The 14,115-nt window shown below is 68.3% G+C and carries 22 protein-coding genes and 1 pseudogene; 21 read left to right on the plus strand and 2 right to left on the minus strand.

Translation table 11 applies throughout. The features are described 5' to 3' along the window. Positions 1-115: 115 nt before the first annotated feature. The 6 genes from CJ226_RS09030 to CJ226_RS09055 all read left to right on the plus strand — a co-directional run bounded on the left by CJ226_RS09030 (position 116) and on the right by CJ226_RS09055 (position 3,026). A complete protein-coding gene (locus CJ226_RS09030; protein ID WP_146008225.1) occupies positions 116-838 on the plus strand; it encodes a hypothetical protein in 723 nt (240 codons plus the stop codon). Continuing rightward, a complete protein-coding gene (locus CJ226_RS09035) occupies positions 822-1,187 on the plus strand; it encodes a hypothetical protein (RefSeq protein ID WP_146008226.1) in 366 nt (121 codons plus the stop codon). Before CJ226_RS09030 ends, CJ226_RS09035 begins: the two co-directional genes overlap by 17 nt. Beyond that, on the plus strand, positions 1,184-1,507 hold the full coding sequence (locus CJ226_RS09040) for a hypothetical protein (protein ID WP_102208954.1): 324 nt from the start codon (positions 1,184-1,186) through the stop codon (positions 1,505-1,507). The genes CJ226_RS09035 and CJ226_RS09040 overlap by 4 nt, the downstream gene beginning before the upstream one ends. Beyond that, the gene (locus CJ226_RS09045; RefSeq protein ID WP_219719880.1) at positions 1,507-1,980 is read left to right on the plus strand and encodes a single-stranded DNA-binding protein; all 474 of its coding nucleotides are present in this window, start codon (positions 1,507-1,509) and stop codon (positions 1,978-1,980) included. Before CJ226_RS09040 ends, CJ226_RS09045 begins: the two co-directional genes overlap by 1 nt. Next, positions 1,958-2,257, plus strand: coding sequence for a hypothetical protein (locus CJ226_RS09050; RefSeq protein WP_102208955.1), 300 nt, complete (start codon positions 1,958-1,960; stop codon positions 2,255-2,257). The genes CJ226_RS09045 and CJ226_RS09050 overlap by 23 nt, the downstream gene beginning before the upstream one ends. A 154-nt stretch (positions 2,258-2,411) precedes the next feature. Continuing rightward, positions 2,412-3,026 carry a hypothetical protein gene (locus tag CJ226_RS09055; RefSeq protein WP_102208956.1) on the plus strand — a complete coding sequence of 205 codons (615 nt, stop codon included), beginning with the start codon at positions 2,412-2,414 and terminating at the stop codon, positions 3,024-3,026. 44 nt (positions 3,027-3,070) lie between these two features. On the opposite strand, the gene CJ226_RS17840 is transcribed toward CJ226_RS09055, so the two are convergent. After that, complete coding sequence (locus CJ226_RS17840; RefSeq protein ID WP_146008228.1) at positions 3,071-3,520, minus strand: hypothetical protein; 450 nt, start codon at positions 3,518-3,520, stop codon at positions 3,071-3,073. A 108-nt stretch (positions 3,521-3,628) separates the two neighbouring features. On the opposite strand from CJ226_RS17840, the gene CJ226_RS09065 reads away from it, so the two are divergent. Then, positions 3,629-4,153 (plus strand): hypothetical protein, encoded by a 525-nt coding sequence (locus tag CJ226_RS09065; RefSeq protein ID WP_146008229.1) that lies wholly within the window; start codon positions 3,629-3,631, stop codon positions 4,151-4,153. Between the two features lie 275 nt (positions 4,154-4,428). On the opposite strand, the gene CJ226_RS09070 is transcribed toward CJ226_RS09065, so the two are convergent. Beyond that, the gene (locus tag CJ226_RS09070) at positions 4,429-4,665 is read right to left on the minus strand and encodes a hypothetical protein (RefSeq protein WP_102208959.1); all 237 of its coding nucleotides are present in this window, start codon (positions 4,663-4,665) and stop codon (positions 4,429-4,431) included. A 186-nt stretch (positions 4,666-4,851) separates the two neighbouring features. Between CJ226_RS09070 and CJ226_RS09075 the strand changes: the two genes are divergently transcribed. The 14 genes and pseudogenes from CJ226_RS09075 to CJ226_RS09140 form a co-directional block, all read left to right on the plus strand. Next, positions 4,852-5,157 carry a hypothetical protein gene (locus tag CJ226_RS09075; RefSeq protein WP_102208960.1) on the plus strand — a complete coding sequence of 102 codons (306 nt, stop codon included), beginning with the start codon at positions 4,852-4,854 and terminating at the stop codon, positions 5,155-5,157. A gap of 16 nt (positions 5,158-5,173) precedes the next feature. Next, entirely contained in the window at positions 5,174-5,506 is a 333-nt protein-coding gene (locus tag CJ226_RS09080) for a hypothetical protein (RefSeq protein ID WP_102208961.1), read from the plus strand. 357 nt (positions 5,507-5,863) lie between these two features. Then, a complete protein-coding gene (locus CJ226_RS09085; RefSeq protein ID WP_146008230.1) occupies positions 5,864-6,217 on the plus strand; it encodes a hypothetical protein in 354 nt (117 codons plus the stop codon). Beyond that, the gene (locus CJ226_RS09090; RefSeq protein ID WP_102208963.1) at positions 6,147-7,739 is read left to right on the plus strand and encodes a hypothetical protein; all 1,593 of its coding nucleotides are present in this window, start codon (positions 6,147-6,149) and stop codon (positions 7,737-7,739) included. Before CJ226_RS09085 ends, CJ226_RS09090 begins: the two co-directional genes overlap by 71 nt. Before the next feature lie 16 nt (positions 7,740-7,755). Continuing rightward, positions 7,756-9,201, plus strand: coding sequence for a DUF935 family protein (locus tag CJ226_RS09095; RefSeq protein WP_102208964.1), 1,446 nt, complete (start codon positions 7,756-7,758; stop codon positions 9,199-9,201). Continuing rightward, on the plus strand, positions 9,198-10,400 hold the full coding sequence (locus CJ226_RS09100; protein ID WP_102208965.1) for a head maturation protease, ClpP-related: 1,203 nt from the start codon (positions 9,198-9,200) through the stop codon (positions 10,398-10,400). The genes CJ226_RS09095 and CJ226_RS09100 overlap by 4 nt, the downstream gene beginning before the upstream one ends. Before the next feature lie 2 nt (positions 10,401-10,402). Continuing rightward, positions 10,403-10,765 carry a capsid cement protein gene (locus CJ226_RS09105; protein ID WP_025105690.1) on the plus strand — a complete coding sequence of 121 codons (363 nt, stop codon included), beginning with the start codon at positions 10,403-10,405 and terminating at the stop codon, positions 10,763-10,765. A gap of 14 nt (positions 10,766-10,779) precedes the next feature. Next, entirely contained in the window at positions 10,780-11,694 is a 915-nt protein-coding gene (locus CJ226_RS09110; RefSeq protein WP_102208966.1) for a hypothetical protein, read from the plus strand. Then, positions 11,694-12,059 (plus strand): hypothetical protein, encoded by a 366-nt coding sequence (locus CJ226_RS09115; RefSeq protein ID WP_102208967.1) that lies wholly within the window; start codon positions 11,694-11,696, stop codon positions 12,057-12,059. Before CJ226_RS09110 ends, CJ226_RS09115 begins: the two co-directional genes overlap by 1 nt. 18 nt (positions 12,060-12,077) lie before the next feature. Further along, a complete protein-coding gene (locus tag CJ226_RS09120; RefSeq protein WP_102208968.1) occupies positions 12,078-12,434 on the plus strand; it encodes a hypothetical protein in 357 nt (118 codons plus the stop codon). Then, positions 12,434-12,793: a hypothetical protein gene (locus CJ226_RS09125; protein ID WP_102208969.1), complete on the plus strand. Its 360-nt coding sequence runs from the start codon at positions 12,434-12,436 to the stop codon at positions 12,791-12,793. The genes CJ226_RS09120 and CJ226_RS09125 overlap by 1 nt, the downstream gene beginning before the upstream one ends. Before the next feature lie 15 nt (positions 12,794-12,808). Next, positions 12,809-13,099, plus strand: coding sequence for a hypothetical protein (locus CJ226_RS09130; protein ID WP_102208970.1), 291 nt, complete (start codon positions 12,809-12,811; stop codon positions 13,097-13,099). A gap of 5 nt (positions 13,100-13,104) precedes the next feature. Continuing rightward, positions 13,105-13,515, plus strand: coding sequence for a hypothetical protein (locus tag CJ226_RS09135; RefSeq protein ID WP_257996604.1), 411 nt, complete (start codon positions 13,105-13,107; stop codon positions 13,513-13,515). Positions 13,516-13,618: 103 nt separating this feature from the next. Next, positions 13,619-14,115: pseudogene (locus tag CJ226_RS09140) on the plus strand (hypothetical protein); the annotation flags it as partial.

The raw sequence follows: 14,115 nt of genomic DNA on the forward strand, positions 1-14,115 counted from the left end.
GCCGAGGACGTCCTCGGCCCCGGCGGGAAGGGCTACTCCGAGTGCTTCACCGTCGAGCCCGAAGACCTGAATTCTGCCCTGGCCGCATGTATCCGGGGCTTCGCGAGAGGAACCGATGTCCACCAAGCAACGAATGATCAGCCCCGCCGACTTCGAGACGCTGGCCGGAGTGCCGGACGTCGCGAAGCCGTCGGCGGTGTGGCTGTGGCTGAACCTCGACCCGCTCGGCCGGGGGCGGTTCGACACGAGGGCGATCTCGTCGGCGATGTATCCGACGCTCGACCTGACACCGGACGAGGTCGACGAGCACCTGGTGCTGCTGGCGGAGGCCGGGTTCCTGACGACGTTCCTCGCCCCGGACCCGGACACCCGGGAGACTGTCGAGTGGCTGCTGCTCCTGCACCCGCTGAAGGTCGACCTGCGCGGCACCACGATCCGCACCCCGGAGCCTCCCGGCGCTTTCCATGGACGCTCCATGGCTATGGGTGGGGGCGGGCGCGCGAGGGTGCGGGAGCGGGCGCGGGGGAGTGCGCGGGAGCGGGCGCGGGCCGGAGTGCGGGCGGAGGACGCCGCGCGAGCCGCCGCCTGGGACGCCGTGCAGGAGGACCGGGAGCCGGCCCCAGAGCGCCCCGAACGTCCGGCCGTCCTGGATGCCCCGCCGATGTTCTGCGACGAGCACATGCCCAGGGGAGCGGGGACGAAGAAGTGCGGCCCCTGCCGGGACAGGCGCCTCCTCCGCGACGAGTGGATGCAACGCCGGGTCTACGAAGACCGGCTCACCGAGTTCTACGAGCTCAACGACGACCCCGAGGAGGTGTGGGATGACACGGTCTTCTAGCCGCCCTGCCGGCGGCTACCTGCCTGTGCGGGTGAACGTGCCGCTCGACGTCTACCAGCAGCTCAACGCAGAGGCCGCACGCCGCGGCATCGATGTCGCGGACGTGATCCTCCGTCGAGTCACCCCTGCGGCTCACGGCGGCTACCGCCCGAACTCCGGTCGCCGCAGCGGCTACACCACCCGCGCCGGCGAGGAGATTAGCGCCGGTCGCCGCTTCAACCAGTCCTGGGCGGAGATCGGCCGACGCCTCGGGATCTCCGAGCACACAGCCCGCACCTGGGCGGCGAAGTACGCCGCCGAGGTCAGAGAACAGAACATGCGCGACCGCGCAGGAAGGACAGCATCATGAGCACCACCGTGAACTACCACCACGTCGAGTTGAAGCTCGAGGGTGGAGCGCTGCACCGCGGCTTCACCTGCACCGCCCCTGCAGACGCTTCGTGCCGTCGCCGCCCGAAGGATGCCCACCAGCGTGAGTCCTGGACATCTGAGGAAGCCACTGAGCCGGGTCATCAGTGCTGGGCCGTCGAGTGGGTCAAGGCCGTGGGCATCGAAGACGCCATCATCGGCGCCGTCGACGATCAGGTGCTCGCATCCGTTCCCTTGGCGATCAGCTTCGAGGAGGGCGTCGGAATCGAGCCGATCGCCACCGCCGGAGAGTCCCACTGATGGCCGGCGAGACCGTCATCGCCGTCGTCGGCAACCTGACCGCCGACCCCGAGCTGCGCTACACGCAGAACGGTCTCCCGGTGGCGAACTTCACCATCGCGAGCACGCCGCGGATCTTCGATCGCGTCGCGAACGAGTACAAGGACGGCGAGGCGCTGTTCCTCCGGGCCTCGTGCTGGCGGGAGTTCGCCGAGCACGTCGCCGGCAGCCTGACCAAGGGCATGCGCGTCATCGCCCAGGGTCGCCTCCGTCAGCGCTCGTACCAGGACCGCGAGGGCAACCAGCGCACCGCGATCGAGCTCGAGGTCGATGAGATCGGTCCGAGCCTTCGCTACGCGACGGCGCAGGTCACCCGCGCGGCGCGCACCGATGGACAGAAGCCGGCGGCCGCCGTCGCGGCACACGAGCAGTGGGTGACCTCCGAGCCGCCCGCGGAAGGGGGATGGGCCTATGGCGACGACACACCGTTCTGAAGCAGAGGACAACTGCCAGTGGTGCCACGGGAAGCTGTCGATCATCGTCTCCCGTGACCCTGACGAGGAGATCGACTGCGTCTGCACCGACCCGCCCGAGGTGAAGATCGCCGACGAGGTCGACGCCTTCGCCAAGAGTCTCGGGATCGACCTGTTGCCCTGGCAACGCACCCTCGCAGTGCAGGCGCTCTCCGGCGAGCCGATCACGTTCGCCGGTGGCCGCAGGTCGGGGCGAAGCACAGTCGATCGCATCGTGAAGGGAGTCCAGCATGTCTGACCGCTTCTGCATCCGTGGGTGCGTCCGCCGGGGCGAGCACTATGCCGCCTGCCGGTTCAGCGGGCCCGACTACGAGGGACCGTTCCCGTGCGACGGATGCGCGCCGCGCGAGTGCCGTGACGGGTCGCTGATCTGTGATCGCTGCTTCGGCCGGATGCGTGCGTTGCTCGCCGACGGCCCTGACCTGATCGGACGGGTGCGGTCGCTGGCGGATCCGATGAAGGCCACGCCGACGGACAAGGCTCCGGGAGGGCGCTCGTCGGTGTCCGAGCCGCCGGCACCGATCGATGCGGACCTCGTGGACGCGCTGGCCGTGCTGAACAGGCTCGAACCGTGGTGGCACGTCACCCTGTCGGACTACTCAAACGACCGCGAGGTGATGACCTGGCTCGGGGAGGTGGTGCTCGACCGTCACCCGGAGGTCGAGGGTCTGCGTGACGGCTGGTCGGTCGCGGACGCGATGGCGAAGTGGGGCACCGAACGCCGCACCGACGTTTTCGCCTACCCGGACGACGAGGGTGAAGGCGAGCCCGAGGCGGCCCCCGTGCGCGAGTGGTACGACCCGCTGCTCACGCTGCAGCAGGCGGCGAAGCGCGCGAAGGTCTCGCAGCGGCAGATGCAGCGGTGGGTGCAGAAAGAAGTCGTGACCGTGGTCGCTCAGCACCGGGGCCCGCGCGGGTCGGTGATGAAGTACGTGCACGCCTCGGCAGTCGACGCTGCGGGCGCTGGGATGCGATCGAACCAGCAGCGGACGCAGTTCACGCGTTAACGAACGGAGAAGACACGACCAGTCGAGAGGACCTGATGGGGCGTCTACTCGCCGATCAAGTCCTTGAGACGTTTCCGGGCATCCGCGGCACGCAGTTCGCCGGAAACCCACTCGACCAAGGTCATCTGCAGAGCGTGTGTCGTATGCAGCACGAGCGCTTGAGGATCGCCATCGGGTTTCGGAGACGGGAGAGCGTGGTCAAGCACGTCGCCGATATCCTGCCGCTCGGGTGCGGGCACTTCCAGGAGAAGGCGGGCTGCTGCTCGCTGACGCTCGGAATACACCTCGGCGAGCTTGTTGCCGTTCGCCGTGACGACTGCGGTTGCCATTCCAGCGTTGATGGCGAGGAGCTCGACTATGGCGTCATTGAGACGTTCTTGAGAACGCTCTTTGCGAAGTCGTGCCGATGCAAGCGCCTCGCGAATCCAGGGAATTACAGAGGAGCCGGCGAGAGCAATGACTGCGCCAAGCACCACCGCCCATCCAGAGTCCATGCGGGAACCCTACCGGAGAGGGGTGGGATCCTCGATGGCTGAGTACCTCACCCACAGGCAAGCCGGCATGAGCACACGTCGATCGCCCGTATGAGCCATCATCGGATCATGACGCCAGAGCAGATGCGAGGTCTCGCGATCGATGTGCTCATCCCGATCGCGGCGATCCTCGTTCCCACACTCATCTCCATTGGGCTGTACCGCGCCGAGCGAAAGAGCGCTGCTGCTGACCGGGCGGCAGAGCGGCGGCTAGAGGCCGGAGCAGAGATCGCTAGGGCGATCGCCCCCCTCGCCACCTTCGATGGCACATCCGCGGACATGAGACAGATCATCTCCGACCTGCGCGGCCGGATCACGATCTATCGCGCGTGGACGGCCCCCGATGACATCGTCGGCGACTGGCTGGCGCTGCGGTTCAAGCAACTCATGAAGGTCTGGGGAGACACGCTCGGCTCGTTCGACCCTGCAGGCATGTCTATCGGCCAAGTGATGGACGCGCAGAGCGCAGCGCATGACTACTCGGCCGAAACGGCGGAGCTGCTTACAGGTTGGCTTGCCGGGCACATCTCCACCGAGACGATCAGGCAGGACGGCGCTAACATCCTGGCTGCGCGCCCGGATCTTTCGGTATGACACGCGCACGCGATGTTTCTGCGGCATGTCGCCAGTCGGTGTTAAGCTGTGCTTGCACCTGAACTGTGACCGAAAGCCTCGCCCATCTCGGCGGGGCTTTCGTCGTTCTTGGGTGTGGCCCCGCCACCACACGTTCTCATCCCTCTGCAGAGCGACCACCGCTAGCCATGACCTCACACGCTGCCCGACATGAGCTCGGGAGCCGTCGAGTGAGCAGCACCGGGCTGGTCGCAAGATGCGCAAACTCGAGCGGTGATGGGCGGCGGGGCACAGTCTTACTCAGTGGACTCGCGGAGGATCTGGTTTGCGCGGTCACGCACCCAATCGGCGTCGATCGGGAAGTCCGGGGTATCCGACTCGAGCTCAAGGTCAACTGCGTCGGCATCGGATCTACCAAGTTCACGCATATGCTCAGCCAGCCCCTGGGCCATTTCCTCTTGGACGGCTTCGATCGCGCCGCGCTGAAGCCAGTCGCCGAGGTCTCCGATGTTGCTGTGGATCTCAATTCCCATTGTTCTCTCCTATGAGGTCAAAGCGGTCCGGGCGGATTGCGCGGGTGCACGCTCATGACTGAACGGTCCCACGGAACCAGAGAGCCGCGACATCTCGACACGCCTGCGCTTCGTTACGCGCTGATGGGCGTCTCGTTGCGTGTTTTGGCGGGCGGATCTTTGCGATGAGACGCGGGAGGTCGTCGGATGGGTAGCCGATCAGTCCGGGACGGCAAGGGGCACCGCGCGTACCGTCGTGAGCAGGCCGCCCTCAAGCGCCGCACCAAGGTGGAGGACTTGCCCTGTGGGTACGGCTCCCCGTCCGGCTGGGGATGCGGCGAGCACATCGACACCGACCTGCCGTCCACGCACCGGATGAGTTTCACCGCCGATCACGACAAGGCGATCGCGAACGGTGGCCGGCTCGTCGGGCAGGTGCTCGTGCCGATGCACCGCCGCTGCAACTCGCTCAAGAGCGATCACGCCGCTACCGAGATATGGGCGGCGTCATAGACCGGGAGGACCTACCATGCGCAACACGAGCAACCGCGTCGACGTCGTCATCGCCGACCGCCCCGCTGCCGTCGAGGTGCAGCACGGCGAGCCGATCGTCGAGGCTGTCGACGTCGCACCGGACCCGCACCGTCGCATCATCGTGCTCGCACCGACGAAGCAGGCCGGCCAGGAGTACGCCGAGTCGCTGAGCATCGAGCCGGTCGCCATCGTCACACCGCGGAGCCCGTACGGTGCTCGGGGCGTGGTCGCCGATGAGATCGTCGAGGCTGAAGGCCTGACCGCCGAGGAACGCGACGCGCTGACCGTCGAGGTTGCCCCGGCGCTCGCGACAAGCGCAGCCGAGTGATGCCGAGCGGTATCAACGGAAAGTGCGACCAGCCCTGCAGCCCGGGTCGACCGCACCAGCTCGACTGCCGGAACTACATCGAGGTCGACCTTCCATGCCCGGTGTGCAACGCGGACTGCGGCCGCCACGAGCCGGGATGCATCCTCGCCCGCCGCTGATCTGAGCGACCGCACAGACGCCGCCAGAAAATCCAGAGTCGCCCGGTCACTGCCCACCTCCCGCGCGATCCTGGCGGCTCTCTCCGCGGGTGAATTGACGATGTGGGGGAATTGGCAGGGGGTGGGGCGAATGGGACGGCCCAAGGCCCCGTGCGGCACCGACGCGGCATACCGCCGACACCTGCGAAACGGTGAGCCGGTGGACGACGCCTGCCGCCAAGCTCACACGGACGCGCAGCGAGCCCGACGCCGATCCCCGGCCGCCCAGCCCGACACCGTCGACGCCCCTGCATTCACCCGCGACGACGCCAACGCTGACGAGCTCGACGGCGACGACATGAAGCTCATCGTCAACACTCTCCGGACCGCATTCAAGACGGTCGCCGAGAAGGACCCGACCAAGCTCGCACCGATCGCGCGCGAGTTCCGCACCGCGGTGGTCGAGGCATCCCGCGCCGTGGACGCGCCGAAGGAGCTGAGCCTTGCCGACCAACTCGCCGCAGCCCGAGCTGCTCGGGCTGCAAGAGCCACGGGTAAGGGCGCTACCGCTTAGCCGCGTAGACACGCTCGTTGACGACGTCCTCGACATCTGCGACCTCGCGAACATCCAGTGTGACCCGTGGCAGGAGGGCGCGCTCGAAGCGATCGCGTCCATCGACGCGGAAGGCCAGTGGGCAGCGACCGAGTTCGGCATCCTCGTCTCCCGCCAGCAGGGCAAGGGAAACATCCTGCTCCCGTACGAGCTCGCCCACCTCTACCTGTGGCCCCGCGAGGACGGCGCCCCCAAGCTCATCGGACACACCGCCCACGAAGGTGCCACCGCCCGCGAGGCATTCCGCCGCGCTCGCCGGATCATCCTCGCCTCGCCGATCCTGCGCGCCGAGCTCGTCGGCGGCGGCAAGCAGACCGCCCAGGGCGTTACCGGGATCTCGACCGGCAACGGCAACTGGGCGATTGAGCTGAAAAACGGCAACCGCCTCATCTTCTTCACCCGAACAGGGTCCGCAGGCGTCGGCGTCTCCTTCGACGTGCTCATCATCGACGAGGCCCAGCACTCGCCGCTGAACATTCTTGAGGCGTTGCTCCCGGCGACCGACGCGAGCCCGAACAAGCAGGTGCTGTTCACCGGCACGGTCCCGAAGGAAGATCAGGACGGCGAGTACTTCGAGGGACTTCGCGACCGCGGCCGCAAAGGCGGCTTCGAGCGCACCGGATGGATCGAGCACACGCCGGTCGGATCCGACGACCCCGACACGGCAGCGAAGATCGACCTCGGTGATCCGCAGACGTGGCGTGAAGGTAACCCCGGCCTCGGCATCCGCCTCGCCTGGAAGACCGTGCAGGACGACTGGGACCGCATGGGCCAGACCAACCCAGAGGCGTTCGCCCGGCAGCGCTGCTCGATCTGGCCGAGCCGGCGCCCCGAGGTCGAGGCGCGGCTTTCCGACCTCGACCTCGAGGTGTGGAAACGGCACGCGGACCCCGACGCGGCAGTCGCCGGCGACGGGGTCGTGCTCTCGCTCGCTCTCGGTCGAGGTGGCGGATACGGCACCATCGGCGCGGCCGTCCGGGTCGACTCCGAGCACATCGCGGTCGAACACATCTGGACCGAAGCGGGCACACGCTGGATCGCCCCGAAGCTCAAGGAGCTGAAGGCCGCCCACGGCAACGCGCTCGTGGTCCTTGATTCGAAGAACGCGGCCGCTGTCATCGGCGCGCTCGACGCCGCCGGGATCAAGTACCTCACCATGAACCTCGACGAGATCGCCGCGGCGCACACCCTGTTCATCGAGCACGTGAACGCGGGCCTCGTCCCGCACCGTCCGCAGGACGAGGTCACCGAGTCGCTGCGACTGGCGACGACGCGGAACATCGGCCGTGCCGGCGTGACGTGGGAGCAGTCCGACCCGACCAAGCCGGTGAGCCAGGCGCAGGCCGTCACCTGGGCGCTCTGGGGCGTGTTGAAGGCCGAAGCATCGCCGAAGAAGCGAACCCCGCCGCCTCCGAAGGCAGCGGTGCTCAAGCGCGACGTTGTCGCGCGAGACGAACTGGATCTCGCGATCGCGCGATTCTGACGAAGGAGGTTCCGCCTTGGCTGAGATCGGATACCAGGCGGACGGCGGCCTCCTCGGATGGGGGAAGCTCACCGCGGAGACGCACGAGGACAATCCGGATCTACAGTGGCCGCAGTCGATCAACGTGTTCGATCGGATGCGCCGCGAGGATCCGCAGGTCAAGTCCGTGCTTCGCGCGGTGACGCTGCCCATCATGCGCACCGAGTGGGTCATCGACGGCACCGGGTGCCGCCCCGAAGTCGTCGCGCACATCGCCGCTGACCTCGGCCTACCGATCAAGGGCGAAGCGTTCACCGCGCCGCTGCGCACCAAGGGCCGGTTCTCGTTCAAGGAGTTCCTGCGCCTGGCGCTGCTGATGCTCGTCTACGGGCACAGCTTCTTCGAGCAGGTCTACGACCAGTCATCCGGAGCGACCCATCTCGCGAAGCTCGCGTGGCGGCCGCCGCGGACGATCTCGGACATCGACGTCGCGAAGGACGGCGGGCTGGTCGCGATCAAGCAGCACGGCACCGGTGGCAAGTCCGAGGTGAGGATCCCGGTCAATCGTCTGGTGGCGTTCGTCAACGAGCGCGAGGGCGCGAACTGGGTCGGCGAGTCGCTGCTGCGTGCGGCGTACAAGATGTGGCTGCTGAAGGATCGGCTGCTGCGCATCCAAGCGCTCACCGCGGAGCGGAACGGCCTCGGCCTCCCGGTCTACGTCAGCGGACAGCCGCCCGAGGGCGGGTCCTTCGAGGAGACGCTCGCGTGGCTCGATGAGCAGATCGCGAACGGACTCGCCGTCGCGAAGGACGCACGCGCCGGCGAGAACGCCGGGGTGTCGCTGCCGTACGGCGCGAAGCTCGAGTTCGTCGGTGTCAACGGCAAGCTGCCTGACACCGAAGGGCCGATCCGGTACTACGACGAGCAGATCGCTCGCGCCGTGCTCGCCCACTTCCTGAACCTCGGCACCGAGACCGGATCGTGGGCTCTCGGCTCGACGTTCGCGAACTTCTTCACCGACTCGCTCAACGCGGTCGCGCAGCAGCTCGCCGACGTGGTCAACCAGCACGTCATCGAGGACCTCGTCGACCACAACTGGGGTCCGACGGAACCAGCTCCCCGGCTCGTGCCGGCGGTGATCGGAGAGCAGCAGCAGATCACAGCGGAGGCGATCAAGGCGCTCATCGAGTCCGGGGCTGTGAAGCCCGATGCCGGGCTGCGCGCTTACGTGCGCGACAAGTTCGGCCTCCCGGTCGAAGAGCTTCTTGCCGACGGTGAGGACGGCCGCACCGACGCCGAGCGCGCCGCAGCGGCCGTACGCGCCGCGCAGCAGGGGTATCTCGCGACAGACAAGCCGCCCCTGCGGCAGGAGGAGGTCCGGGACCTCATTCGACGGGCTGGCGCTGACTGGCTCGAAGGTGACGGCCCGGACGTGACTCGCATGCCCGCCACCGAACCTGAGCCGCCCGAGGAGGCCGCATGAACCCGTTCCGACCCGCTGGGCGCGCGAGCGTCGAGCGCACCCCGATCCGCGCCGAGCTGCCGTCTGCGAAGACCAGCGGCGCAACCGCGACGCTTCGCCTGTACGACCCGATCGACAGCTGGGGGGAGTGGTGGGGCATCTCCGCAAAGGAGTTTTCCCGCGTCCTCGACGAGCTGCCCGACGACATCACCGAGATCCGCCTGCTGATCAACTCGCCCGGCGGCGAGGTGTTCGAGGGCATCGCGATCATGAACGCGCTGCGCTCGCACCCCGCGAAGGTCACGGCGGTCGTGGAGGGCATCGCTGCGTCGTCGGCATCGTTCATCGCGGCCTCCGCTGATGAGCTCGTGATGATGCAGAACAGCCAGCTCTACATCCACAACGCCTGGGCGGTCGTGATCGGCGATGCAGCGGATCTCCGCGACGTCGCAGACGAACTCGAGACATCGTTCGATCGGAACATCGCTTCGGTGTACGCCGCGAAGTCCGGCGACTCCGTCGAGCACTGGCTCGCCGAGATGGACAAGGACCGCTTCCTGACGGCCGAGGAGGCGATCGCCGAGAAGCTCGCCGACCGGATCGAAGGCGTCGGCGACGCCGAGGCCGCGAAGGCGAAGTTCGACCTGTCGGTGTTCGCGCGGAAGGACGGCCGCCGGGCCGCCGCGCGAGCCGACCTCAAGACCCCGGACTCGACCGAGCCGGGTACCCCCAACCAGAAGGAGGAGCTCATCGTGAGCGACACCATCAAGGCTGGCCTTCGCGAGCGGCTCGGCGTGACCGATGCCGAAGCCTCGGACGAGACGCTGCTCGAAGCTCTCGACGAGGTCCTCGCCGAGCGGGCCGACACCCCCGCGGCCCCCGCCGCAGCCCTTCCCGAGGGCTTCACCGCGATCGACAAGACGGTGCTCGCCGACCTGCAGGCGAAGGCCGACCGCGGCGCGCAGGCACACGCCGAGCAGGAGCGCACGCGCCGCGACGGCATCGTCGCGACCGCGATGCGGGAAGGCCGCATCGCCGCCACGTCGCGTGACGCGATCCGTGCCCAGCTCGACAAGGACGAGGCCGGCACGGTCGCGTTCCTGGCGACGCTGCCGAAGAACACCGTGCCCGTCGAGGAGGTCGGTCACTCCGACACCCTCACCAGCGCCGACGACGCGCTCTACGGCTCGGTGTACGGCTCGACCGAGAAGGAGGCCTGATCATGGCCAAGAGCTACCTGCCCCTGTTCCGCCCGGGTGACACCGTCACCTTCAACGTCACGACCGCCGTCACCGCGGGTCAGCCCGTCGAGGTCGGCACCGCCGACATGTCGGTCGCACCCGCCGCCGCGGCATCCGCGAAGTACGTCGGCGTCGCCGGTCACGACGCGGCCGTCGGCGACAAGCTGACCGTCGAGATCGGCAAGCCCATCCACGAGCTGAAGGCGGCGGGTGCGATCACCCGCGGCCAGAAGCTCGAGACCGCCGCCGCTGGCGCCGTCCGTACGGTCAGCACCGGTGATGCGGTCTTCCTCGCCCTGACGTCCGCCGCGGACGGCGCGCCCGTGCGCGCCATCCAGCTCTGAGAAAGGAGAGCACGATGCAGACTTACCCGCTGACGCCCAGCCAGCAGGCCAACACCACGGCCGCGGATGTGATCGCGTTCCTGAAGTCCCCCACGCTCGTCGCTCGACGATTCGCGGAGATCCTTCAGGCGCAGCAGTTCCTCGGCCTGTACCTGCTCCAGGGTCGGTACACCATCACCGGCGGCGCCATCGGCGTGCCGATCAACGAGGTCATCCGCGCCCAGCGCGGCGCCGAGATCGTCGCTCCCGGTGCTGAGTACAAGCTCACGCCGATGTCGGCCGAGGAGTACGAGTTCTACTCGGCCGCCAAGGACGGCCTCGCCACGGAGATCACCGACGAGCAGGTCGGCCGACTTCTGCGCCAGCCGGTCGACGAGGCGTTCGCCTTCCTGCAGACCGAGCTCGTGTTCTCGGCGAACGAGGCAGCGCTCGGCGCTGTCGCGTCGTCGATCACGAACACGCTCGCGGCCGGCGCGGCATGGACCACGGGCAAGCAGATCTACAAGGACGCCCTGCGGGTGAAGGCGGCCGTGCGCCGTCAGAAGCTCGGCTTCGACGTCGACGTGGTCGTGCTGCCGTCCGAGCAGTACGCCGAGGTCATCCCGGAGCTGCTCGAGATCCTGCCCAAGGACGACCGGCAGGCGCTCACCGACACCTTCCCCACCGTGGGCGGGCTGACGTGGGTTTCCGACGACGGCGACGACATCACCGACCCGCTGTTCGTCGACCGCCGCCGTCTCGGTGGCATCGCCCGCGAGCAGATCCCCTCGCCGGAGTACCGCGCGATCGGCGGCGACACCGGTGTGGAGATCGCCTCCATCCGCGAGCCGAAGGCGGACAAGACCCGCCTCCAGGCGCGCAACGTCCACGTGCCGATCGTGACGAACCCGCTCGCCGGGTTCTACCTGACCGGAACGGAGGCCCCGTGATGAGCACCCAGCACATCGTGGCGGCAGCCGCCGCAAAGGTCTCCATCGGCGCAACGGGCGGCAACCGCGTCGCGGTCATCCTGCGACGCGGCGACATCCTCCCCGTCGGCGTCGCCGACGAGCAGCTCGAGCGGCTCATCGACCGCGGTCTCATTGAGGCCGTCGAGGTCGAGGACGCCGCCGAGCCCGACGAGGCTGAGGACGTCGACGAGGGCGTCTACAAGGGCGTCAAAGTCCCCGACCTGAAGGCCGAGATCGAGAAGCGCAACAGCGACCGCGAGGACGACGCGAAGATCGTCCCCGCCGAGCCGGGCAACCGCCCGCAGATCGTCGCCGCGCTCATCGCGGACGACAACAAGCAGTAAGAGACAGGGGGCGATGAAGTGATCACGCACGACAAGGTCGGCGCCGATGAGGACCTCGCACGCGAGGTCCTCATCGTGGCTCGCGACATCGCCCCCTGCATCTCCTCGTTCGCCGACGACAGCGAGGAGCAGAAGGACGCCCTGGCCATCCTGAAGCGCGTCTACAAGGACATCGCCGCCCGCGGCTCCCGCTTCGTGAAGGGTCAGCGCATCGGCTCGGCATCCGTCGACTACGCCGACATCCAGTCCGCCTTCGACGGCCAGCCCCGCCGGGCGCTGCGCTCGCTGTGCGCGACACCGCCGGCCGCCAGCGGCCCGCGCGGATCGTTTCCGCTCGAGCGCCCCATCGCCCGAATCTGGCCGGAGCGGTACTGATGGACTTCCCGTACGGCCACACCGTCTACCGGCTGCGCGCCGGCATCGTCCGCGACCGCACCACGAACCGCGAAGTGCGCGGCGACTGGACCAACCCCGACGTCCTCCCCATTGAAGGGGCGTTCATCGCGCAGACCTCCACGTCGCTACTCGGGGACGCCACCCGCCAGCAGGCGGTCGAGGCGAAGTCGCTTTTCTGCGACGGCACATTGGACATCCAGAAGGGCGACCGCATCCGCGACGGCGGAGACGGCGCCCCGATCTACAGCATCGACGGCATCCCGCCAGCGACCGACACCAACCCGTTCACAGCGTGGACACCGCCTCGGGAGATCCCCCTGACCCGCACGGTCGGCTGACCGGAAGGAGCGCTCATGGCCCGCAGCGGCGACACCGAAGTCGAGTTCAACCCGCGCTTCTTCGAGGAAGTCCTGCGGCAGCCGCGGGTGGAGCGCCTGGTCGACGCGGTCGCCGAGGATGCTCTCGCCAAGATGCAGGCCGACGCGCCACGCGATACCGAGGAGTACGTGAACGGCCTGCACATCGAGCACCGTGAGTCCCGGTACCGGCGCGTGACGCGCGTCGTCGGCTCGGACGAGAAGACGCTGCTCATCGAATCGAAGACCGGGAACATGGCCCGCGGACTCAAGCAGGCGAAGCGATGAGGGTGATGCCTCCGGAGCTGGTCACCTGGCTCATGCGTTACGTGTCGGATGCGGCCGCCGCCGACGGCTTCGACGTCGACGTCGTCGGCGCGGAACCCGAGGACCTCGCGCTCCCGATGCCGCGGCCGCTGATCGTGATCCGCATCGACCCCGGCTCGCGCCTGGACTGGACCACGTTCGACCGGTCGGTCGGGGCGGCCGTGTTCGGCGGGTCGAAAGCGGCCCCGACGCCGATCGTCGACCTCGCCCTGTGGCTGGCATCCGTGCTGTTCGACGACGAGCTCCCGCTCGCTGCGGGCAGCCCCATCGCCCGGGTCGACTTCGACGGATGCAACGGACCCTACGCGGTCCCCGAAGAACTCGACGTCGCGCGCCAGTACATGACCGCGCAGTACGTCGCGGCCGGCTCTTGGTGAGCCACCACCCGACCCACCCGCGGACGCGTCGGCAGTCGACGTGACCGTTCCCACCCACCGGCTCCGCACGCGCGGGGCCTTCTTCATGTGAAGGAGAACACACATGACTGCCGACTCCCAGGGCAACGACCTCGAGTCCGTTGGCGTACCGATCACCGGTATGGCCGCGTTCGCGCCGGTCGCGCCCGCCAACGTCATCGAGAAGGCCGACCTCGGCGCGAGCCCGCTCGTGCTCCCGGTGGCCGCGAAGCGCCTCGGCCTGTACAAGGTCGACGGCGGCCCGGCCGATTCGCGCGAGACCGGCGACGCGATCGAGTTCTTCCAGAAGGGCTACACGCTCGCCGGGGAGGGCACCCGCGCGGTCACGATCAACCTCGCCGAGCAGAACGTCCACGTCAAGGCGCTCACGGAGGGCAAGGAGCCCGACGAGAACGGCGTGATCGAGGTGTCGTCGTCCCTGCCGGACAACCGCTTCATCCTCTACGTCGTCACGCGGTACCGCGGCGGCAAGGAGAAGCGCCGGGAAGGCGTCGCCGCCATCACGGCCGTCGAGCCGGACCAGCAGACCCGCGGCGAGGTCGAGGGCTCGGCGGTGACGTT

It is taken from the genome of Microbacterium sp. UMB0228 (genome assembly GCF_002871415.1).
GTDB lineage: Bacteria > Actinomycetota > Actinomycetes > Actinomycetales > Microbacteriaceae > Microbacterium.